16 protein-coding genes are annotated in these 16,863 nt (G+C 59.9%); 6 read left to right on the top strand and 10 right to left on the bottom strand.

Annotation, left to right across the window (positions count from 1 at the left end; translation table 11 throughout):
* Positions 1–14 precede the first annotated feature (14 nt).
* The 6 genes from ACOYW0_RS15880 to ACOYW0_RS15855 all read left to right on the top strand — a co-directional run bounded on the left by ACOYW0_RS15880 (position 15) and on the right by ACOYW0_RS15855 (position 6,316).
* Positions 15–725: a phosphate ABC transporter ATP-binding protein gene (locus tag ACOYW0_RS15880; RefSeq protein WP_482414806.1), complete on the top strand. Its 711-nt coding sequence runs from the start codon at positions 15–17 to the stop codon at positions 723–725.
* 209 nt (positions 726–934) lie between these two features.
* Positions 935–1,903 (top strand): flavodoxin family protein, encoded by a 969-nt coding sequence (locus tag ACOYW0_RS15875; RefSeq protein WP_482414805.1) that lies wholly within the window; start codon positions 935–937, stop codon positions 1,901–1,903.
* A gap of 257 nt (positions 1,904–2,160) precedes the next feature.
* Positions 2,161–4,038 carry an FAD-dependent oxidoreductase gene (locus ACOYW0_RS15870; protein WP_482414804.1) on the top strand — a complete coding sequence of 626 codons (1,878 nt, stop codon included), beginning with the start codon at positions 2,161–2,163 and terminating at the stop codon, positions 4,036–4,038.
* A gap of 58 nt (positions 4,039–4,096) precedes the next feature.
* Positions 4,097–4,255 carry a rubredoxin gene (gene rd / locus ACOYW0_RS15865; protein WP_482414803.1) on the top strand — a complete coding sequence of 53 codons (159 nt, stop codon included), beginning with the start codon at positions 4,097–4,099 and terminating at the stop codon, positions 4,253–4,255.
* 112 nt (positions 4,256–4,367) lie between these two features.
* Complete coding sequence (locus ACOYW0_RS15860; RefSeq protein ID WP_482414802.1) at positions 4,368–5,573, top strand: FprA family A-type flavoprotein; 1,206 nt, start codon at positions 4,368–4,370, stop codon at positions 5,571–5,573.
* Between the two features lie 53 nt (positions 5,574–5,626).
* Positions 5,627–6,316 (top strand): DVU0298 family protein, encoded by a 690-nt coding sequence (locus tag ACOYW0_RS15855; protein WP_482414801.1) that lies wholly within the window; start codon positions 5,627–5,629, stop codon positions 6,314–6,316.
* Between the two features lie 59 nt (positions 6,317–6,375).
* Here ACOYW0_RS15855 and ACOYW0_RS15850 read toward each other — a convergent pair whose 3' ends face one another.
* The 10 genes from ACOYW0_RS15850 to bioB form a co-directional block, all read right to left on the bottom strand.
* A complete protein-coding gene (locus tag ACOYW0_RS15850; RefSeq protein WP_482414800.1) occupies positions 6,376–6,921 on the bottom strand; it encodes a hypothetical protein in 546 nt (181 codons plus the stop codon).
* Between the two features lie 684 nt (positions 6,922–7,605).
* On the bottom strand, positions 7,606–9,030 hold the full coding sequence (locus ACOYW0_RS15845; protein ID WP_482414799.1) for a hypothetical protein: 1,425 nt from the start codon (positions 9,028–9,030) through the stop codon (positions 7,606–7,608).
* A 38-nt stretch (positions 9,031–9,068) separates the two neighbouring features.
* Positions 9,069–10,886 carry a hypothetical protein gene (locus ACOYW0_RS15840; RefSeq protein WP_482414798.1) on the bottom strand — a complete coding sequence of 606 codons (1,818 nt, stop codon included), beginning with the start codon at positions 10,884–10,886 and terminating at the stop codon, positions 9,069–9,071.
* A 247-nt stretch (positions 10,887–11,133) separates the two neighbouring features.
* Positions 11,134–12,267, bottom strand: a complete 1,134-nt coding sequence (locus tag ACOYW0_RS15835) for an aminotransferase class I/II-fold pyridoxal phosphate-dependent enzyme (RefSeq protein WP_482414797.1) — start codon at positions 12,265–12,267, stop codon at positions 11,134–11,136.
* A complete protein-coding gene (locus tag ACOYW0_RS15830) occupies positions 12,249–12,668 on the bottom strand; it encodes a hypothetical protein (protein ID WP_482414796.1) in 420 nt (139 codons plus the stop codon). Before ACOYW0_RS15830 ends, ACOYW0_RS15835 begins: the two co-directional genes overlap by 19 nt.
* Positions 12,665–13,876, bottom strand: coding sequence for a beta-ketoacyl-[acyl-carrier-protein] synthase family protein (locus tag ACOYW0_RS15825; protein WP_482414795.1), 1,212 nt, complete (start codon positions 13,874–13,876; stop codon positions 12,665–12,667). The genes ACOYW0_RS15830 and ACOYW0_RS15825 overlap by 4 nt, the downstream gene beginning before the upstream one ends.
* 13 nt (positions 13,877–13,889) lie before the next feature.
* Positions 13,890–14,261 (bottom strand): acyl carrier protein, encoded by a 372-nt coding sequence (locus ACOYW0_RS15820; protein WP_482414794.1) that lies wholly within the window; start codon positions 14,259–14,261, stop codon positions 13,890–13,892.
* Positions 14,262–14,690: 429 nt separating this feature from the next.
* Entirely contained in the window at positions 14,691–15,422 is a 732-nt protein-coding gene (locus ACOYW0_RS15815; RefSeq protein ID WP_482414793.1) for an SDR family NAD(P)-dependent oxidoreductase, read from the bottom strand.
* Positions 15,419–15,706 (bottom strand): ApeI family dehydratase, encoded by a 288-nt coding sequence (locus tag ACOYW0_RS15810; protein ID WP_482414792.1) that lies wholly within the window; start codon positions 15,704–15,706, stop codon positions 15,419–15,421. Before ACOYW0_RS15810 ends, ACOYW0_RS15815 begins: the two co-directional genes overlap by 4 nt.
* Positions 15,706–16,686 carry a biotin synthase BioB gene (bioB, locus tag ACOYW0_RS15805; RefSeq protein WP_482414791.1) on the bottom strand — a complete coding sequence of 327 codons (981 nt, stop codon included), beginning with the start codon at positions 16,684–16,686 and terminating at the stop codon, positions 15,706–15,708. Before bioB ends, ACOYW0_RS15810 begins: the two co-directional genes overlap by 1 nt.
* Between the last annotated feature and the right edge of the window lie 177 nt (positions 16,687–16,863).

Here is a 16,863-nt window from a genome sequence, read left to right as displayed (position 1 = left end):
GCCGCAGACGCCCCATGAAACTAACCATCCGCGACCTCTCCTTTTACTATGGTCCCCATACCATCCTGGATAACGTCTCCATGGAGGTCCCCGAGGGCTCTCTTACGGCCGTCACCGGCCCCTCCGGGGAAGGAAAATCTACCCTGCTTTCCGTCATCAACCGCCTCTGGTCCGCCGAAGAGGGGGCCCGGGCCAAGGGCTCGGCCAGGGCCAGCTTTACCGACGGGGAGGTGGACCTGCTGGGCCCCGGCCTCGACCTGCCCGCCCTGAGGCGCAAAGCGGCTATGGTCTTCCAGGCTCCGACGCCCCTTCCCTTTACCATCTTCAAGAATGCGGCCCTGCCCCTCTCCTTTGCAGGAATCAAAAACAAAGAAGAGGTCCGCAGGCGAGTGGAACGGGCCCTGACCCGGGCAGGGCTCTGGGAAGAGGTCAAGGAGCGTCTGCACACCCCGGCGACACACCTCTCCGGAGGGCAGCAGCAACGCCTTGCCCTGGCCCGTGCCCTGGTCACCGAGCCGGAGATCCTTCTTCTGGATGAACCCACCTCCGCCCTGGACTCACAAAGCCGGGACCACATCGAGGCCCAGCTCCTGGCCCTCAAAGGAGACTGCACCATCCTGCTGGTGTCCCACTCCGATGCCCAGGTCGCCCGCCTGGCTGATCGGGTCTACCGGCTCACCGGGGGGCAGCTGGCGTTGTGCACGGAATCCAGGGAAATCCGGTGAGCCCGCCGTACCGGGACGGGTCGGCCATTTTTACAGAACCGCCTTGAAAATGCCTCACCGACTGCTATAATAACACAAACGCTTTATCGCACTGATTCCACGGCAAATAAACGCCAGCGCCCGTCGTATCCCGCCCCTTACGCCAAGGGCATGTCCGCCCTCGCCGGGATCCGGGCTTCTCTTTCATCACCAAAAGAAGGAATCGCCAGATGTTAGCAGTGGGTCTGCAGGGAAGCCCTAGAAAAGGGGGCAACAACAACCACACCCTGGGTCTCTTCCTCAACCGTCTGAAACATCGTGGCTTTCAGACTGAGACCCTTCCCATTCCTCAAATGAAATTCGCGTTCTGCATCGGCTGCGGATCGTGTGAAAAAAGCGGCTGGTGTATCTTTGAAGATGACTACGCCCTGAAAATCGCCCCCCTGATCCGCCGGGCCGAGGTGATCGTCATGGCCTCACCGGTTTACTTTTACGGGCCGTCCGGCCAGTTGAAATCCGCCATGGACCGGGGCCAGATGTTCTGGTCGCGCAAGTACCGGCTCAAGCTGAGCGACCCCGGCAAGAAAAGACGCCGGGGCTATATCCTCTCTTCGGCCGCCACCCACGGGGACGATCTCTTCACCGCCTTTGTCCTCAACTCCCGCTACTTTTTCGATGCCATCGACGCCACCTACGCAGGGGCCCTCACCTTTCGCGGGGCCGAAGGCAAGGGTGCCCTTGCCGAGCGCTCCGATACCGAAAAAAGGGTCCACGCAGCCGCCGACCTCGCCGCAGGCCCCCTGTTCCCCCCAAAGCACCACCTTCTTTTTGTGTGCAAGGACGGTGCAGTTAAAAGCCGCATTGCCTGGGCCGTTGCCATGTCCCTCTCTCCGTCCACCACCTGGGTGAGCCACGCAGGCACCGAGCCCGCGCCCCAGCTCAAGGCCCGATGCGATGCCTGGATGGAACGAAGGAAAACGGACATCCGGTACATCCCTGTTTTCGCCCTCCAGGAGACCCTGGAGACCTTTTCCCCCACCCTCACGGTGGACATGGACGGCTCCCTTAACGACAACCCGGCGGTAACTGCCGATATTACCTGGGACCTGCCTTCGGCACCCCCGGAAAACGACGACGAGGCCCTGGCCCTCATTCGCCAGGTGGAAACCCGGGTCCGCAAACTCCTGCCGACCCTTTAAGCCCGCAACCACGGGTGTCTCACACGGGAAATGAGACAATTCGATCCATTCGGGAGGCCCTGATACAGAAGGATCCATCCCGGCAACAGGCCGGAAAAGCATGCATAGGCCCAGAAACGATGTAAAATCGACAGCTTTTGATTTTATCCAAAATATTGGCACGCAAGATGCTTTATTGAAATCCCCATGAGCCGCCCCGCTTCACCATCCAGGGGCCCCCGGTGCGTAACGCGCCCAACTGAGACAACGGACACATCATGCAACGATACCTGATCATCGGAAGCGGCATTGCCGGAATGACCGCAGCGGAAACGATTCGGGACAACGATCCCACCGGCAGCATCACCATGGTGACCGACGAAGAGGCTCCTTTTTACAACCGTATTCGCCTCTGCGACTACATCTCGGGGGACCTCCCCGAGACAGAGCTCCCCGGGGTAGACCCGGAGTGGTACGCCGCCCACAGGATCGACCTGACCACGGGCACACGCATCACGCACCTCGACCCCGACAGCCGCACGGCCCTAACGGAAGAGGGCACGACCATCGGCTGGGACAAGGTTCTCATCGCCACCGGAGGGCGCCCCCACATCCCGGACATCGAGGGAGTTCGGAAAAAAGGAGTCGTTACCCTGCGCAGCATTGAGGATGCACGGCGAATCCTTGCCCGCGCCCCGGAGGTCAACAATGTGGTGATCATCGGCGGCGGGCTCCTGGGCCTTGAAGCAGGGCACGCCCTGATCAAACGGGGGAAGAAGGTGACGGTTCTGGAGTATGCCCACCGGATCCTCCCGAGGCAGCTCGACGCAAAGGGCGCCGAACTGCTCATGGAAAAAATGGTGGCACAGGGATTTCAGTTTCACACGGGCACGGCGGCCAGGGAGATCACCGGCCAGCAGCAGGTCACGGGGGTCATCACCTCCTCGGGCACCCTGGTCACGGCGGACATGGTCTTGATCTCCGCCGGCATCCGGCCGGTCTCAGACATTGCCGAGGCATCGGGGCTCCCCTCACAGCAGGGGATTCCAGTTAACGAGGCCATGGAGACCCCCCTTGACGGGGTCTACGCTGCCGGAGACTGCGCCCTTTTCAACGGCACCGTCCACGGCATCTGGTCCACGGGCCTTGCCCAGGGACGCATCGCAGGCCTTAACATGAGCGGCCAGGCGGCCAGCTACCGCGAGCCTGCCTTCGCCACCATGCTCAAGGTCACGGGAATCTACCTTGCATCGGTGGGAAGCGTGGACGCCGAAGGCACCGAAGACTCCATCATCCGAAGCGATGAATGCACGTATAAAAAAATTGTTTTCCAGCAGGGATGCCTGACGGGATGCCAGATGGTGGGAAACATCGACCATTTTAACGAAATACAAACACTCCTTGCCGGGGCTCACCCCTTGAGCCCATCTGAGCGAAGCGACGTGGAGCGAAAACTGAACGGAAACAAAGGAGCAAAAGCAGAAATGAAAACGTTTGTCTGTACGGTATGCGGTTATGTCCACGAAGGAAACACTCCCCCTGAAGCCTGCCCCCAGTGCGGCGTTCCTTCCGACAAATTCAAGGAAGTTGCCGAAGAGAAGGCGACCGCCAAGTGGGGATGCACCGTCTGCGGTTACATCCACGAAGGGGATGTGCCCCCGGACCACTGTCCCCAGTGCAAGGCCCCCAAGGAGAAATTCAAGGAGCAGGGCGCCGGCGGCACCCTGGCCTGGGCCGACGAACACGTCATCGGCGTGGCCAAAGGGGTGGACCCCGAAATCATCGAAGGGCTCCGCGCCAACTTCACCGGAGAGTGCACCGAAGTGGGCATGTACCTCGCCATGAGCCGTCAGGCCGATCGGGAGGGCTACCCGGAAGTGGCCGAAGCCTACAAACGCATCGCCTTTGAAGAGGCGGAGCACGCGGCCAAATTCGCAGAGCTCCTGGGCGAGGTGGTGGCAGCGGACACCCGCACCAACCTTCAGGTTCGCGTGGATGCCGAGCACGGAGCCTGCCAGGGCAAAAAAGACCTTGCCACCCGGGCCAAACAGCTCAACCTGGATGCCATCCACGACACCGTTCACGAAATGTGCAAGGATGAAGCAAGACACGGCCAGGCCTTTGCCGGGCTTTTGAAACGCTATTTTGACAAATAACAGACGGTTTTTTTTAAACCGAACCACACCCAACCAACAACCCAAGTGAGGTGATCCGATGAAAAAGTACGAGTGCACGGTATGCGGTTATATCTACGACCCGGAAGAGGGAGACGCCGAAAACGGAATTGAGGCAGGAACCGCCTTTGAAGATCTTCCCGAAGACTGGCTCTGCCCCGTCTGCGGTGTGGGAAAATCTGAGTTTGAAGAAGTGTAACAGGTAACACCCCGGGAGTGATCCCCGGGTATCCTCAACCCGGATTCCCTCGGCCATGTTCGCACGGGGATCCGGGTTTTCCATCCGGAAACAAAAAGGACGACAGCAAGCCATGAGACCACTTAAAATCGCCGAAGGCATCTACGATGTGGGTGTCAAGGATTGGAACATCAGAGACTTTCACGGGTACTCCACCTACATGGGGACCACCTACAACGCCTTTCTTATCGTCGATGACGACAAGGTGGTGCTCATCGACACGGTCAAGGAACCCTTCACCCATCAGTTCATGGAGAACATCCGCAAGATCATCGATCCCAAGCGAATCGATATGATCATCAGCAACCATGCGGAGATGGATCACTCCGGCGCCCTGCCCCGGGTACTTCACCTCATCGGAGAAGAGACCCCGGTCTACTGCTCCAAAATGGGAGAGAAAGCCCTTTCAGCCCACTTCAACGGTAAAAAGATCAACCTGAACGTGGTCAAACCGGGCACGGAGATCAAACTGGGCAAGCGCACCTTGAGCTTCATCGAAACCCGCATGCTCCACTGGCCGGACAGCATGTTCACCTACCTCAAAGAGGACGGCATCCTTTTTTCCAGCGACGCCTTCGGCCAGCACTACGCATCCCACGAAAACTTTGATGACGAAATGGGCGAAGGGCTCTTCGAGCATGCCAAAAAGTATTTTGCCAACATCCTCCTGCCCTTTGCCCCCAGGGTGGAGAAGCTTTTAGAGTCCATTAAGTCCATGGACCTGCCCCTCAACATGATCTGCCCGGACCATGGGATCCTCTGGCGGAAAAACCCGGAGATGATTCTGGACCGCTACGCCTCCTGGGCCCGTCAGGAGAACAGAGAGAAGGTGATCGTCATGTACGACACCATGTGGAACTCTACGGAAAAAATGGCCCGCAAAATCGTGGACGGCACCCGCTCCACCGGTGTCGAGGTCATCCCCATGAGCGTCCGCAACTGGCACCGAAGCGATATCATGACCGAACTCATGGACGCCAGGGCCCTGGTGGTGGGATCTCCCACCCTCAACAACGGGATCTTCCCCACCCTCTGCGATGTTCTGTCTTACATGAAAGGCCTCAAGCCCAAGGGCAAACTCGGGGCTGCCTTTGGTTCCTACGGCTGGAGCGGCGAAGCGGTGAAGCTCCTCAACAACGAGCTGGACACCATGGGATTCGAGCGCATCGACGACGGCCTGCGCACCCTCTACGTTCCCGACCCCGAGGCCTTGAAGGCGTGCTTTGACTACGGTGTCCTCATCGGCGAGACCGTCAAGGCCAAAAGCGCCGAATCATGATCCACTCGCCTTCGGCGGCCTCGCCGGAGGGGAAGCCTTTTCGAGGAGGTCCCATGACCGACAACGACACCCCCGGTGGACGGGAGATCAAACGCACCCTTCGCACCCTCCTTCTGGAAGGCACGCACGATAACGTCAAGACGGAACTCCTCAGCCACCCATTAAGGCGACTGGTGAGCCCCCTCATCGGCTTATTCTGTGATCGACAGGAGGAGATCAGATGGCGGGCCGTAACCTCGCTGGGGATGGTTACCGATGCCCTGGCAGGGGAAAATCTGGAAGAGGCGCGTGTGGTGATGCGACGCCTGATGTGGACCTTAAACGACGAGTCCGGGGGGATCGGATGGGGAGCGCCCGAGGCCATGGGAGAGATCACGGCCGTCAACCGGCTGCTCGCCGATGAGTACCACCGTATCCTCTGCTCCTACGTCAGTGAAGAGGGGAACTTCCTGGAACACGAAATCCTTCAACGCGGGGCCCTCTGGGGGCTCTGCAGGCTCGCCGAAGCAGACCCTGAAAAGGTGAGGCCTGCCCTGGCCGATGTCAGGGGCCACCTCCGCTCCACGGACCCCGTCAAGCAAGGCCTTGCCCTGCTCTTTGCCGCCCGCACGGGAGATGAGGCGGCGCGGCCCCAGGCCCAAGGGCTGGTGGGATCTTCCCACCCCTTTACCCTCTACACGGGCTGGCACCTGACAACCACCACGGTGGGCGATGAAGCACGGAAACTCCTAAGTGCCACCTGACGCCCCCTTTGAACGATCAATACAAAAAAGCCCCAGGCAAAAGCCGGGGCTTTTTTTCGTTACGCAAAAGAGCGCTTGAACAGCTCGTCAATGGCGGCCTTGCCTTCATCGGAAAGGTTCCGGGTCCCGGTGCCGCAGAAGGTGTCCTGGGTGATGACGGGGGTGTCCAGGGCCCAGCGGTTCTCTTTCCAGGTATACCACTGGTTCTTGTCCTGATCGAAAACGCTGACGGGGCGGTTGAAAAATTTGCCAAGCTCCACGGCCCAGCCGGTGCCGCCTTTGACGGTGTTGTCGTCCTGGATCCAGCCAATGGCAAGAACCTGACAGCCCTTGTTCACCATGTGAAAGATCACCTGGAAAACCTTACGGATCTTGTCGGCCTGGGCGTAGCGTCGTCCCATGCGGGCAGAGACGATCTCCATGCTGACATCGCCCTTTTTGAGGGTTTCTTCGGAGAGGATCTCCACGTTCACCTCACGGGTCAGGGTCTGCCCTTCAAAGGCGTAGGTGGTCTCGGTGATTCCGTATTTTTCTGCCTGCTCGCCGAATGCCGCTTCAGCCCCTTTCAGGCCGCCGCTGAAAAAATGTTTCTTTACCTGAGTCATAATTTGGGTTTCCTTATGTGTATAGACGGTTACGGTTTGGGCTCATGCAGTCATTCACAAAACAGATCTCAGGATCTGCCCAAAGGGGTGATCCCCCATGACGCCGTGCCCTGTTGCCCCTGCCACACCATCTCTTCCGGCATGCAAAACGCACCCCGCGGCTTTCCCGCAAAGGGCCCCCCGACGAATCTGATGCCGTGTCTTCCGGTCCCGCACAATCCATGCAGAAACCCGTCACACGCAGCATACACAATCCGCCCTTCAGCTTCTTCCAAGGCCGTCATACAGAACTCACTTTACGTCTCTGGGCAAAGGTATCGATCCGGATTGGATGAAAGAAAATCACATGAAGAGATTCAGAAGGAACAAACGAGCGGGATAATTATATCAATAATGCATAAAAAGCAACACCTTTCCACAGAGAAAAAGAAGCAAATGCGCAACGGCCACTCATTAGGCAAAGAAAGGAGTTCCCGGTAGACACCCGCGCGCCTGTGGAGACACACCGCCTGCCGTACCCCGGCTCCCAAAACGAAAAATCCGGCTGAGCCCACGGAGCTCAACCGGCCGGAGACCTTGTGGTCCCTTTTTCAGGGAACACCCCCTGGCAGGACATCAAAAAAGCCCGGTCCCGTTCCCACGCCACCGGCCCCACAAAAAAGATCCGACGGGTCAGCACACATTTTACGGGAAATAATTCGGGTCCTGCCCAAAATAGGAAAACCCGGTGACATTGGGGTCATTCTGGTAAACCTTCTGAAGGGAGGCCGGGTACTGGGACGTTGCGGCCGACGGCTCGATGCCGTTCCACCAGTTGTGCAGGGAGGTGTTGATGGACTCGCCCTTGTACTGGAACGAGCAGGCAATTCGCTCGCTGTAGCCCCCCACAAGCTGGTACCCGAAATGGGGGCTGTTCCGGTCCAGGCCAATACGGATAAAAAAGCCCGAATGCTGGGCATTGCTCAAGGGGTTGTCCGGAACGGCGTCCACCCACGATTTTCCATTGGGATTCTTGTAGTTTCGGGACAGGCTGAACTGATCCACAAGGGACATCATGGTGTCCCGTTGATAGATGGCGGGAATGGGGGTCGAGTTAAACTCCTCCCCGAGGTCCGAACCGGCCAGGCTGTTGCCGTCCCCCCCGGTCTGCAGGGCGATCTGCCGGGCCTGGTGAGGCAGCTTGGGGCTATAGATCCCCGTGGCCCGCTTGTAATCAAAGGAGAGGTCGCCTTGCAGGTCGTTGGTTCCCACGATGATGTCCGTCAGCTTTCGGTTGGCCGAGGCAATGTTGTCGTACTTGAGCCGAATCACCAGCCCGTTGATGCGGACCGGCTCGTCCGGGCTGATCCCCATCCTCAGGTTGTCCACGGAAAAATCCCAGTCCAGGTAGTTCCGGTTGCGATAGGGACGGGTGGAAAAGAGCCCGTTTGCGTTGTTGTCCCCTTGCGCCCCGTCCACCCAGCTGTGGGATGGGGCGATGTCCAGAACTTTTTTGTACTTGTACTTGTACAGGTAGTTGTCGTCGTCCACGTAGGGCACATAGACAGTCTCCAAAGAGAGGTCCTTGTCCTCGCCCTTGTGCAGGGTGTACTCCGTGGCCACCTCCCAGGGGGAGTAGATCTTTTGCGAGTCCTCGGTGACCCACGGGTTCATGACCACCCTGAACCGCTTGCTCTCCCAGGGGGTGTTGTCATGTGCCGGCACATCGCCGGGATGCCACTCAATCCTGGGGTCACCGTTTTCAAACAGGTGGTGATAGGAAACGGGGACCGACCAGGGAATGTATTTTCTCACATAATCCCCCGGGTTCAGGCCTTTTCGGGTGGTGAGCTCGGCCGGAGACTTGTAGTAGTACCCCAGGCGCACTCTGTCCGTTTCCTGATAGACCTCCAGGTACGTGTCCATAAAGATCCGCACCGTGTCCCGCTCGATATCAACCGAGATGGGGCTGGTCTGGGCCGTGATGTCGGACAGGGCACCGTCGCTCATGGGACGTACCGCGCCATGGGCTAGGCGCACCGTTCCTGCCCATGCACAGAACCACGCCAGGGCAAGCACACATGCCAGGGTACGCCGGAAGCTCTCACGCCTGTGGTTTTCACACCCCATGGACCTTCTCCTTTTACGCTCAAGGGCCTCAATCGCGGTCAATGATCCGGTACCCATCTCGCACCGGAACCGGGATACTCCGGTTCGTAGATATGCCAGAAGTCGTAGGTTACCCCGTCCGGCATGATCTTCTTGATATCGTAGAGGTCCCACCGCCCCCCCGTGGGATTCGACGGGTTGCCCAGCTTGCTTAAAAAGTCGAGTTGACCCCGCCCGATGGGGTCCCAGTCCGCCTGGTTGGAGGGAAGGCCGTTGGGATTCATCTCATCGGGCATCTTGCCCGCCTCGTAAAGATAGTAGTGGCGAACCCAGTTGTTGGAATCCGACCTGTCGATGTTCTGTTCCGTAATGGCGTACATCTCTTTTCGACCGGGAATCTCCAGGTAGGTCTTCTTGGCACGCATTCCGTCCAGGATCACGCCCCCCATGCTGGGGCCGAACTGGTTGTAGGGCCACTCCCCGGGATCTGAGACGAACCCCTGGAGGTCCTCCACCCGCACCGAGCCGTGGCGCGGCCAGTTGATGGCGATAAAACTCCGCTCGTCGTAAACAAGCTCGGGCTGGCCCGTTGCCGGGTCAAAGCTCTTGTAGTTCCGCCCTGTCTTCACCTGGATGGTCATGGGACGTTCCAGGATCTCGATGTCATTGGCCATGTCCTGGTTATGGATCTGGTAATCGTTATCCAGCTTGCCGGGGTCGTCGAAATTCTTGCCCGTGATTACGTCGGCCTCGGTCATCTGACCGTGGTCCAGTACCAGCTTTCGTCCGGAGATGCGGTCGGCAAAATCGATCTGGTTGATGTTCCCGTTGAGCATGAACCCGTCGTACATGTTGTGATAACCGGGCCCCCCCGTATACGGGGACCTCACCAGGTTACGCGAAAGCATGACGTGGTCCGGGTTGTAATCGCTGCCGAAAAAGCCGTCCGGGTCGTAGGTGCTGTCCAGGTACTCCGACGGGGCGTCGCTGGCGAAGTAGTCTTTGTCCATGTCCCCCCACCTGTTGTACTGGACATGGAGCTCCTGGCTGAAGCTCTCGCGCATGTGAATCCCCGAGGCCCTCAGGTTGACGAAGGTCTCCCCGCCGATCTCCCGGGAGATGGTGACCTCGTCGATGGTGGTCTTGCTCCGGAGCTCCAGGGCAATGCCCTCCCCTTCGACATAGCCGTCTATGGTTCCGATGGGGTAGAGGGTCACCCGCTGGCCCAGGTTCTTCACACCGGTCATGGACAAAAGCCCGGTGTCCGCCCCAAGCACCCCGGACACAATGCGATCACCGACGTCCTCTCCCATGTCCGTGTACGACCCGATGGCGGAAAAATTGAGGTTGCTGCTGCTGGACCCCACCGTGAAGGGCTCCTCGCCGTTGTCCATGGAGATCACCACCGCCGTCACCCCCCGGGCCTCGGCCGGAGGGGTAAAGTCACTCCCCTTGTTGATCTCGTATGGGTCCGTGCGTTTGTGCTTGTAGTACCAGTCGATGCCGAGGCCGATCATGCCCGCTTCCCCTTTCCGGACCTTGGCCGTGTCCTTGATGAACCACTGCCGCTGTGGGGCAACATATTTCCCGGCCACAATGGAGATATCTCCATTGTATGCGGTGCTGCTGTCCATGGAGGTGAACTCAAGGTAGTGGTCCGGCTTGTTCTGGTCATCGGGCACAAACCTTGAGCTGCCGCCGGTGCTCTCCACCACAAGGTTGTCGAACCCCAGGTTCACCCCGGTCCTGGCTTCAACCCCGCCCAGTTCCCACTCCTTCATGGGCTTGGGGGCTGCCACAGCCCCTGCCGCACCAAAGGCACATAAAAAAAAGGCACAGACGATATAGTGACGGAAATCCCGGGCGGAAAAAGCCATGCCGTCCTCCCTGGCTGGGACTGGTCCCTGGGGTTATCATGTGACCACGCTGGCAACACGCCGAGCGAATGGCCACGGATTCGTTATTCGCACCGTGTTATTTATAGTGAACATTGTTACCACTTTGACAAAACAAAATCAATCCTTTTCCGGTAACTGGCAAATTCACTTAAAGAGGAACGGGCAACAAAACACAGCCTAAGCAGCCCCATGGCCCGGAAGCCCAGGCCCCTGAGACGTATCCGGGCTAACGGTCCAATGCGGCCAGTGCGTCGGAAAAATCTTCCAGGTCTTTTTCGGTGTGGTTGGCTGTCAGGCTCAGGCGAATAATGGCCTGGCCCATGGGAACGGTGGGAAAACGGGCGGTAAAGGCAAAATACCCCTGGTCAAAAAGCTTTGTCACCAGCTCCTGGGCCCGCTCTTCACTGCCGATCTGAACAGCAAGGATGTGGGCCTCGCCGCAGACGGTAAACCCTCGGTCGGTGAGGAGCCGGGTCAGCTTCCGGCTGAGATAAGAAAGGCGCTCCCTCCGGTCATCCCCCCGCTCCACCTCCGACAGCACGGCCAGGGCGGTGACGGCGTGGGCTTCGGGCAGGGCCGTGGTGTAGATAAGGGGGGAGGCAAAATTGAAGAGATACTCCCGATACAGGGAGGGCAGCAGCACAAAAGCCCCGAAAAGCCCCATGGCCTTGCCGAAGGTACCTAAAGCCACGTCAGCCACCCCCCGGGCGATGCCCCGTCCTCCGATGCCCATGGCGCCATAGGCGTGGGCCTCGTCCACCACCGTAAGAAACCCGAGGGTCTCTTTCAGGTCCGAAAGCTCGGCCAGAGGCGGGGTGTCCCCGTCCATGCTGAAGAGGGATTCGGTCACCACCACGGGCTGGCCCGAGGCGCTCTTCAGCCTTTTTTCCAGATGCCCCATGCTGTTATGGCGAAAGCCTTTAAACGGGGCAGATCCCAGCTGCATGCCCTTGACCGTACTGGCGTGGACATGCTTGTCAAACAAAAGGGTCTCCTCCGGCCCGAAAAGGGTGGAGAGGATGGCCAGGTTGGCCTGGTACCCGGAAGGGAAAAAAACAGCGTCCTCGTAGCCGAAATAATCGGCATAGGCTTTTTCCGCCTCACGGATGGCCGAACCGTTGCCCGACACTAGCCGGGAAGACGACGAGGAGGTGCCGTAGCGGGAAAACGCCTCTGCGGCCTTGGTGCGAAGTGCCTCACAGCGCCCCAGGCCGAGGTAGTCGTTGGAGGCAAAGTTAACAAGAGTACGCCCATCCACCGTCACCGTGCGCCCGTCCCCGCCCTCCACCACCGGTGGGTTGCGGTAAAGCCCCTTCTCTTTCTGAAGGGCCAGTTTCTGTCTCAAGCGCGTGTCAAACATTGAAAAATCTCCTGATAGTGAGGGCTGAGGCGGGCGGCCTCGAAACGGTCGTCATAGGGGGTGGTGCCGATGAGAAGGGAGGCCTTGACGGTCTCGCCCCCAACCTCCGCCGACACCTGGTAGGCCCGGGCATCGGTGGCCGATCCCGTAAGGACGGCGGTGAGGGTCACCACCCCTGTCACCGGGGCCGATGGAAAAGGATATCGGGTCACCTTCATGAGAAAGGCCTGGCGGGAAAAATCGGTAAGATGCCGCACATGATAGGCGGCGCACTGGGCCATGGCCTCCAGAAGGCCATGGGGCTCGCCGCCCAGTTCTGCGGAGTCCGCCGTCATGGATTTCTCCTCCACGGACGAAATCCGGGAGAGCATCAGAAAAGGGGTGTCAAGAACCTGTGTCATGGTTGCCACCTGCGCACCACCAAGGCGCTGTTCTGGCCGCCGAAACCGAAGTTTTCAAACAAAAGGGTCGAAACCCCGTCGGCGCTTCGAGGGCCCCTTACAACATCCAGGGACGGGTCCAGGGGATCGGTGAGGTTGGGGTTGGAGGGCAGCACACCGCTCTTCAGGGCAGCCAGCATCACGGCCAGCTCCACGGCCCCGCAGGCCGAGGCCAGATGGCCCAGCCACGCCTTGGGGGCCAGGATGGCCGGTTTCCGGGACGTAAAAACCCGCTTGAAAAGATCGGCTTCCATGCTGTCGTTGAGGTCGGTGGCCGTGCCGTGGGCCGACACCGCGTCCACCTCCTCGGGCAGCAGAAACGCCTCGTCCAGGGCCAGGCGAACAGCCTTTTCCGCCCAGGTGCCCGAAGGATCCGGGGCCGTCATGTTGTAGCCGTCCATGGAAGAGCCGAACCCCAGCACCTCGGCGTGGATATCGGCCCCCCGCCGCCTGGCGTGCTCCAGCTCTTCAAAAAGGAAAAACGCCCCGCCCTCCCCGGGCAGGAAGCCCTTTCGGCGGGCATTAAAGGGAGCGTACTCCGTGGACGGGTCCCCGTCGCTTCGATGCAGGGCCCGGGCCATGCCGTAGGCCAAAAGCCCGCCCCGGTTGATCCGGGAATCGCCGCCCCCTGCAAGGGCCGTGTCCAGATACCCGTCCCGGATCTTTCGGTACGCCTCCCCAAGGGCCGTCAATGACGCGGCGCAGGCGCTACCGCAAGTGTGGTTCTCCCCGTGAATGCCGGTGAGGCGGGAGATGGCCGATGCCGCCGTGTTGGGAAGAAAACGGAGCATCCACAAGGCAGAGAGCCCCTCCTCGGAGATCTCGCCATGGTCGATCCTGGCAAACTCCTCCCCCACATCAAAGTTGGGCCCACTCCCGCAGAACAGCCCGGTGTCGGCCCGCTGCTTCTCGGAAAGCCCGGACATCTCCATGGCCGCTGCAGCCGATGCCACGGCAAACTGCGCCCCCCGGTTGAGGTACCGGCCGGCCTTAAAACGCCCGGTGTACGCCTTGAGGTCAAAGCCTTCCACCGGCGCCGCCCAGAGCCCCTCCTCCCCGGTAAACACAAACCGGGGAGCCCCAGAGGAAAGCCTCTCTCCAATCTCTTCCGATGTCGCCCCCAGGGATGAAACCACCCCCATGGACGTCACCACCACACGCCTGCGCATGAAGACTCCTTAATTATGCAGCATCACTACGCCAGGAGACGTAATCAGCGATGTCTTTCACCTTAAGGACAGGGCCGCCGTCCTGATCTGCCAGGATCTCGTCCACGCGGGACGCGGTGAGGTAGGGGTATTTTTCCATGAGGTAGGCCCGGGTGTCGGTGACGTGGTCCCCAGGCTCGCTCAGGTAGACCCGCAGGGTTTTCAGGAAGACCTCGTCGTCGTTGACATCGATGTTGAACTCGGAGCTCAGGCTCACGGCCAGCTCCAGCAAATCAATGGACTCCACGTCCAGATCCCGGAACAGATAGGTCTCGAATCCGATGCGCTCTTCGTCCACGTCCAGGATATCGGCCAGGGTGGCCTGGATTTTTTCAAAAACAGTCATGGGCTCAGTATCACTCCACATATAAAAGAATAAAGATTCAGCTTGCCTCCGGCGGCCCTGCCGGGGGCTAAACTTTTGAAAAGTTTAACAAACAGATTTTAAAAAACACATGTGGGCCAATTTTATTCAAAAGTGAGTATGATTGGCCCCCGCAGCTTGCTTTCAAAGTGTTTACGCCATAGGCAGTGCGGTTAAATCCATACTGGGCAAGTAGCGACAACGTATCCTGTTGCTTCGAATCGTGTGAGCCAACCCGCACAAACCATCAGCGTTCATGTCGGGCGAAGCCCGAGCCGAAGGCCATTGCGCTTTGCCCTGAGGCACGAAGGGCAAAGTGCAATGGCAATCAGCTTTCGAGGTGGCTCACCTCGCCGCCGGAGGCTTGTTTTTTGCTCCCGACTTTAACCATAGAAGGCACGCTTTCAGGCCCTACTTGCACGCGGTGAGGCCGCCGTCCATGGTGACCACGGTGGCGTTGATGGGGCGTGCGGCGTCGGAGAGCAAAAAGAGAAGTGTCTCGGCCACCTCGGCGGGGGTGGCAGCGCGTCCCAGGGGGACCCGCTGGCGGATTCGATCTCCGTGTGCCTCCAGGTAATCGGTGCCGCGGCCTGCCGACACGTAGCCGGGCCGCAGGATGGCGCTGGTGATGCCCTTTTTGGCCAGCTCGATGCCCGCGCCCCGGTAGAGGGATTCCGAGGCCTGCTTGGAGGCGGCGTAAAACCCCTGGCCGCCGTTCTGGAGGGCAGCGGCGGTGGAGGAGACGTAGAGCATCCGGCCGAAGCGGCCTGCCATCATGCGACGGGAGGCCCACTTCACAAGGGCTGCGCGGCAGGTGATGTTCTCCTGCATGTAGCGCCCCGTTGCCGCCACATCGGCCGTGGCCACGAGGCTTTCGAAGTTTCCGTGGGCAAAGTCCACCAGGTAGTCGGGGCCGCCGTCTTGAAACAGGGCATCCAGCGTTGAAAACCCGTCGGGCTCCAGGGCGTCTTGCAGGTCGAACGCGCAGGGCGTGCCGCCTGCATTACGGATTTTTTGTTCCCCTTCCGTTGACCTGAAGGTGGACACGGGCCGAAGGCCGGCCCCTGCAAGGAAGGGAATCAGAGAGAGAGCCATGTCGCAGCTCCCCCCCACGATCAATACGGTTTGTCCGGAAAACGTCATGGCAGCACCATCTCTCCGGTCACGGCCGGAGCCTCATCGGTGAACAGGGTGCAGTTTGCCCGCCCCTTTTCGCAACGGACCGTATACCGATACTCCCCGGGCGGGACAAACACCCTGAACCTGAAATTTTTTGCTGCAACAGGGGCGTGCCCCTCGTCCCTGAGGCGATGATAAAACGCTTCCACCACAAGGCTCCCGGGGACCACGGGGTTGCCGGGAAAGTGGCCCTTGTACAGAGGGTCTGAGCCGTCGAACCGGAAGAGTCCGGACAGGACGGCTTCCATTACACCTCTCCCACGATGAGCCCGGCGTCGGCCACCATCTTGAGGTCGTCGTCAAGGGAACGCCCGGCCGTGGTGAGGTAGTTGCCCACCATGAGGCCGTCGGCACCGGCGGGAAAGAGCCAGGACTGAAAATCCCGGAGGGTCACCTCACGCCCGCCACAGACGGTGATGCGCTTTTCAGGGGCGATGAGCCGGAACAGAGCCACGGACTTCAAGGCGTCCAAAACCGGCATCAGGGGGCGATTTTCCATGCGGGTCCCGGGTACCGGGGTCAGGAAATTCATGGGGATGGTATCGGCGTTGAGTGTCCTCAGGGTCAGGGCCAGCTCCACACGCTGGGCCCAGCTCTCGCCCATGCCCAGGATTCCGCCGGAGCAGACGCCGAAGCCCATCTCAGCAGCCAGCTGGACGGTCTCGATGTCCTCGTCGTAGGTGTGGGTGGTGCAGATGGCGTCGAAATGGCTGCGGGAGGTCTCCAGGTTGTGATGGTACCGCCCCATGCCGCTTGACCGCAGGCGTTCACCCCGCTTGGCGTCCAGCATGCCCAGAGAGCCGCAGATGGCAAGGTCTGTCTCTTTTCTCAGACGCTCGGTTACCCGGCAGACCCGATCGATCTCGGCGTCGTTCAGGCTGTGTCCGCTGGTGACGATGCCGAAGCGGGTGGCCCCGGCACGGGCCATGGCATGGCCCCGCTCCACCAGGGTCTCCTCGTCCATGAGGGGATAGATGTCCACCCCGGTGTCGTGGCTGGAGGACTGGGCGCAGAAGGCGCAGTCCTGGGAGCATTTGCCCGATTTGGCGTTGACGATGGAGCAGAGGAACACCGTGTCTCCCCGATTCTGGGAGCACCTCACCCGGGCGGCTTCAAACAGGAGAAAGAGGGATTCGTGCCCGGCTTCGGACAGAAGCAGGGCCTCTTCCTCCCCTACCTGGTAGGAGGGGTCGGCAATGAGTTGGCGTATCAGTTCATGGGTATGCATGGTGGCGTGTCGCTTTCCTTGAATAAAAAGCCCCGCAAAAAACCGTCTCGGTTGCGCATGCTGCCCGGCTGGCGTTTGCCCCGGGCCACAGGGCCTTGGTTGTATTTAAAGGCCCGTTATACAGCCATATCCCCCGAGCTGTCAACTGCGTCTCCGTACAGGGTTAACAGATAGGCA

Source organism: Desulfoluna sp. HI9BLuna, from assembly GCF_056829775.1.
This window is presented reverse-complemented; position numbering and strand designations above follow the sequence as displayed.

What these genes read in the sequence shown, in the direction of transcription:
- ACOYW0_RS15880 (WP_482414806.1), top strand. Translation starts at nt 15, where the DNA reads ATGAAACTAACCATCCGCGACCTCTCCTTTTACTATGGTCCCCATACC.
- ACOYW0_RS15875 (WP_482414805.1), top strand. Translation starts at nt 935, where the DNA reads ATGTTAGCAGTGGGTCTGCAGGGAAGCCCTAGAAAAGGGGGCAACAAC.
- ACOYW0_RS15870 (WP_482414804.1), top strand. Translation starts at nt 2,161, where the DNA reads ATGCAACGATACCTGATCATCGGAAGCGGCATTGCCGGAATGACCGCA.
- rd (WP_482414803.1), top strand. Translation starts at nt 4,097, where the DNA reads ATGAAAAAGTACGAGTGCACGGTATGCGGTTATATCTACGACCCGGAA.
- ACOYW0_RS15860 (WP_482414802.1), top strand. Translation starts at nt 4,368, where the DNA reads ATGAGACCACTTAAAATCGCCGAAGGCATCTACGATGTGGGTGTCAAG.
- ACOYW0_RS15855 (WP_482414801.1), top strand. Translation starts at nt 5,627, where the DNA reads ATGACCGACAACGACACCCCCGGTGGACGGGAGATCAAACGCACCCTT.
- ACOYW0_RS15850 (WP_482414800.1), bottom strand. Translation starts at nt 6,921, where the DNA reads ATGACTCAGGTAAAGAAACATTTTTTCAGCGGCGGCCTGAAAGGGGCT.
- ACOYW0_RS15845 (WP_482414799.1), bottom strand. Translation starts at nt 9,030, where the DNA reads ATGGGGTGTGAAAACCACAGGCGTGAGAGCTTCCGGCGTACCCTGGCA.
- ACOYW0_RS15840 (WP_482414798.1), bottom strand. Translation starts at nt 10,886, where the DNA reads ATGGCTTTTTCCGCCCGGGATTTCCGTCACTATATCGTCTGTGCCTTT.
- ACOYW0_RS15835 (WP_482414797.1), bottom strand. Translation starts at nt 12,267, where the DNA reads ATGTTTGACACGCGCTTGAGACAGAAACTGGCCCTTCAGAAAGAGAAG.
- ACOYW0_RS15830 (WP_482414796.1), bottom strand. Translation starts at nt 12,668, where the DNA reads ATGACACAGGTTCTTGACACCCCTTTTCTGATGCTCTCCCGGATTTCG.
- ACOYW0_RS15825 (WP_482414795.1), bottom strand. Translation starts at nt 13,876, where the DNA reads ATGCGCAGGCGTGTGGTGGTGACGTCCATGGGGGTGGTTTCATCCCTG.
- ACOYW0_RS15820 (WP_482414794.1), bottom strand. Translation starts at nt 14,261, where the DNA reads ATGACTGTTTTTGAAAAAATCCAGGCCACCCTGGCCGATATCCTGGAC.
- ACOYW0_RS15815 (WP_482414793.1), bottom strand. Translation starts at nt 15,422, where the DNA reads ATGACGTTTTCCGGACAAACCGTATTGATCGTGGGGGGGAGCTGCGAC.
- ACOYW0_RS15810 (WP_482414792.1), bottom strand. Translation starts at nt 15,706, where the DNA reads ATGGAAGCCGTCCTGTCCGGACTCTTCCGGTTCGACGGCTCAGACCCT.
- bioB (WP_482414791.1), bottom strand. Translation starts at nt 16,686, where the DNA reads ATGCATACCCATGAACTGATACGCCAACTCATTGCCGACCCCTCCTAC.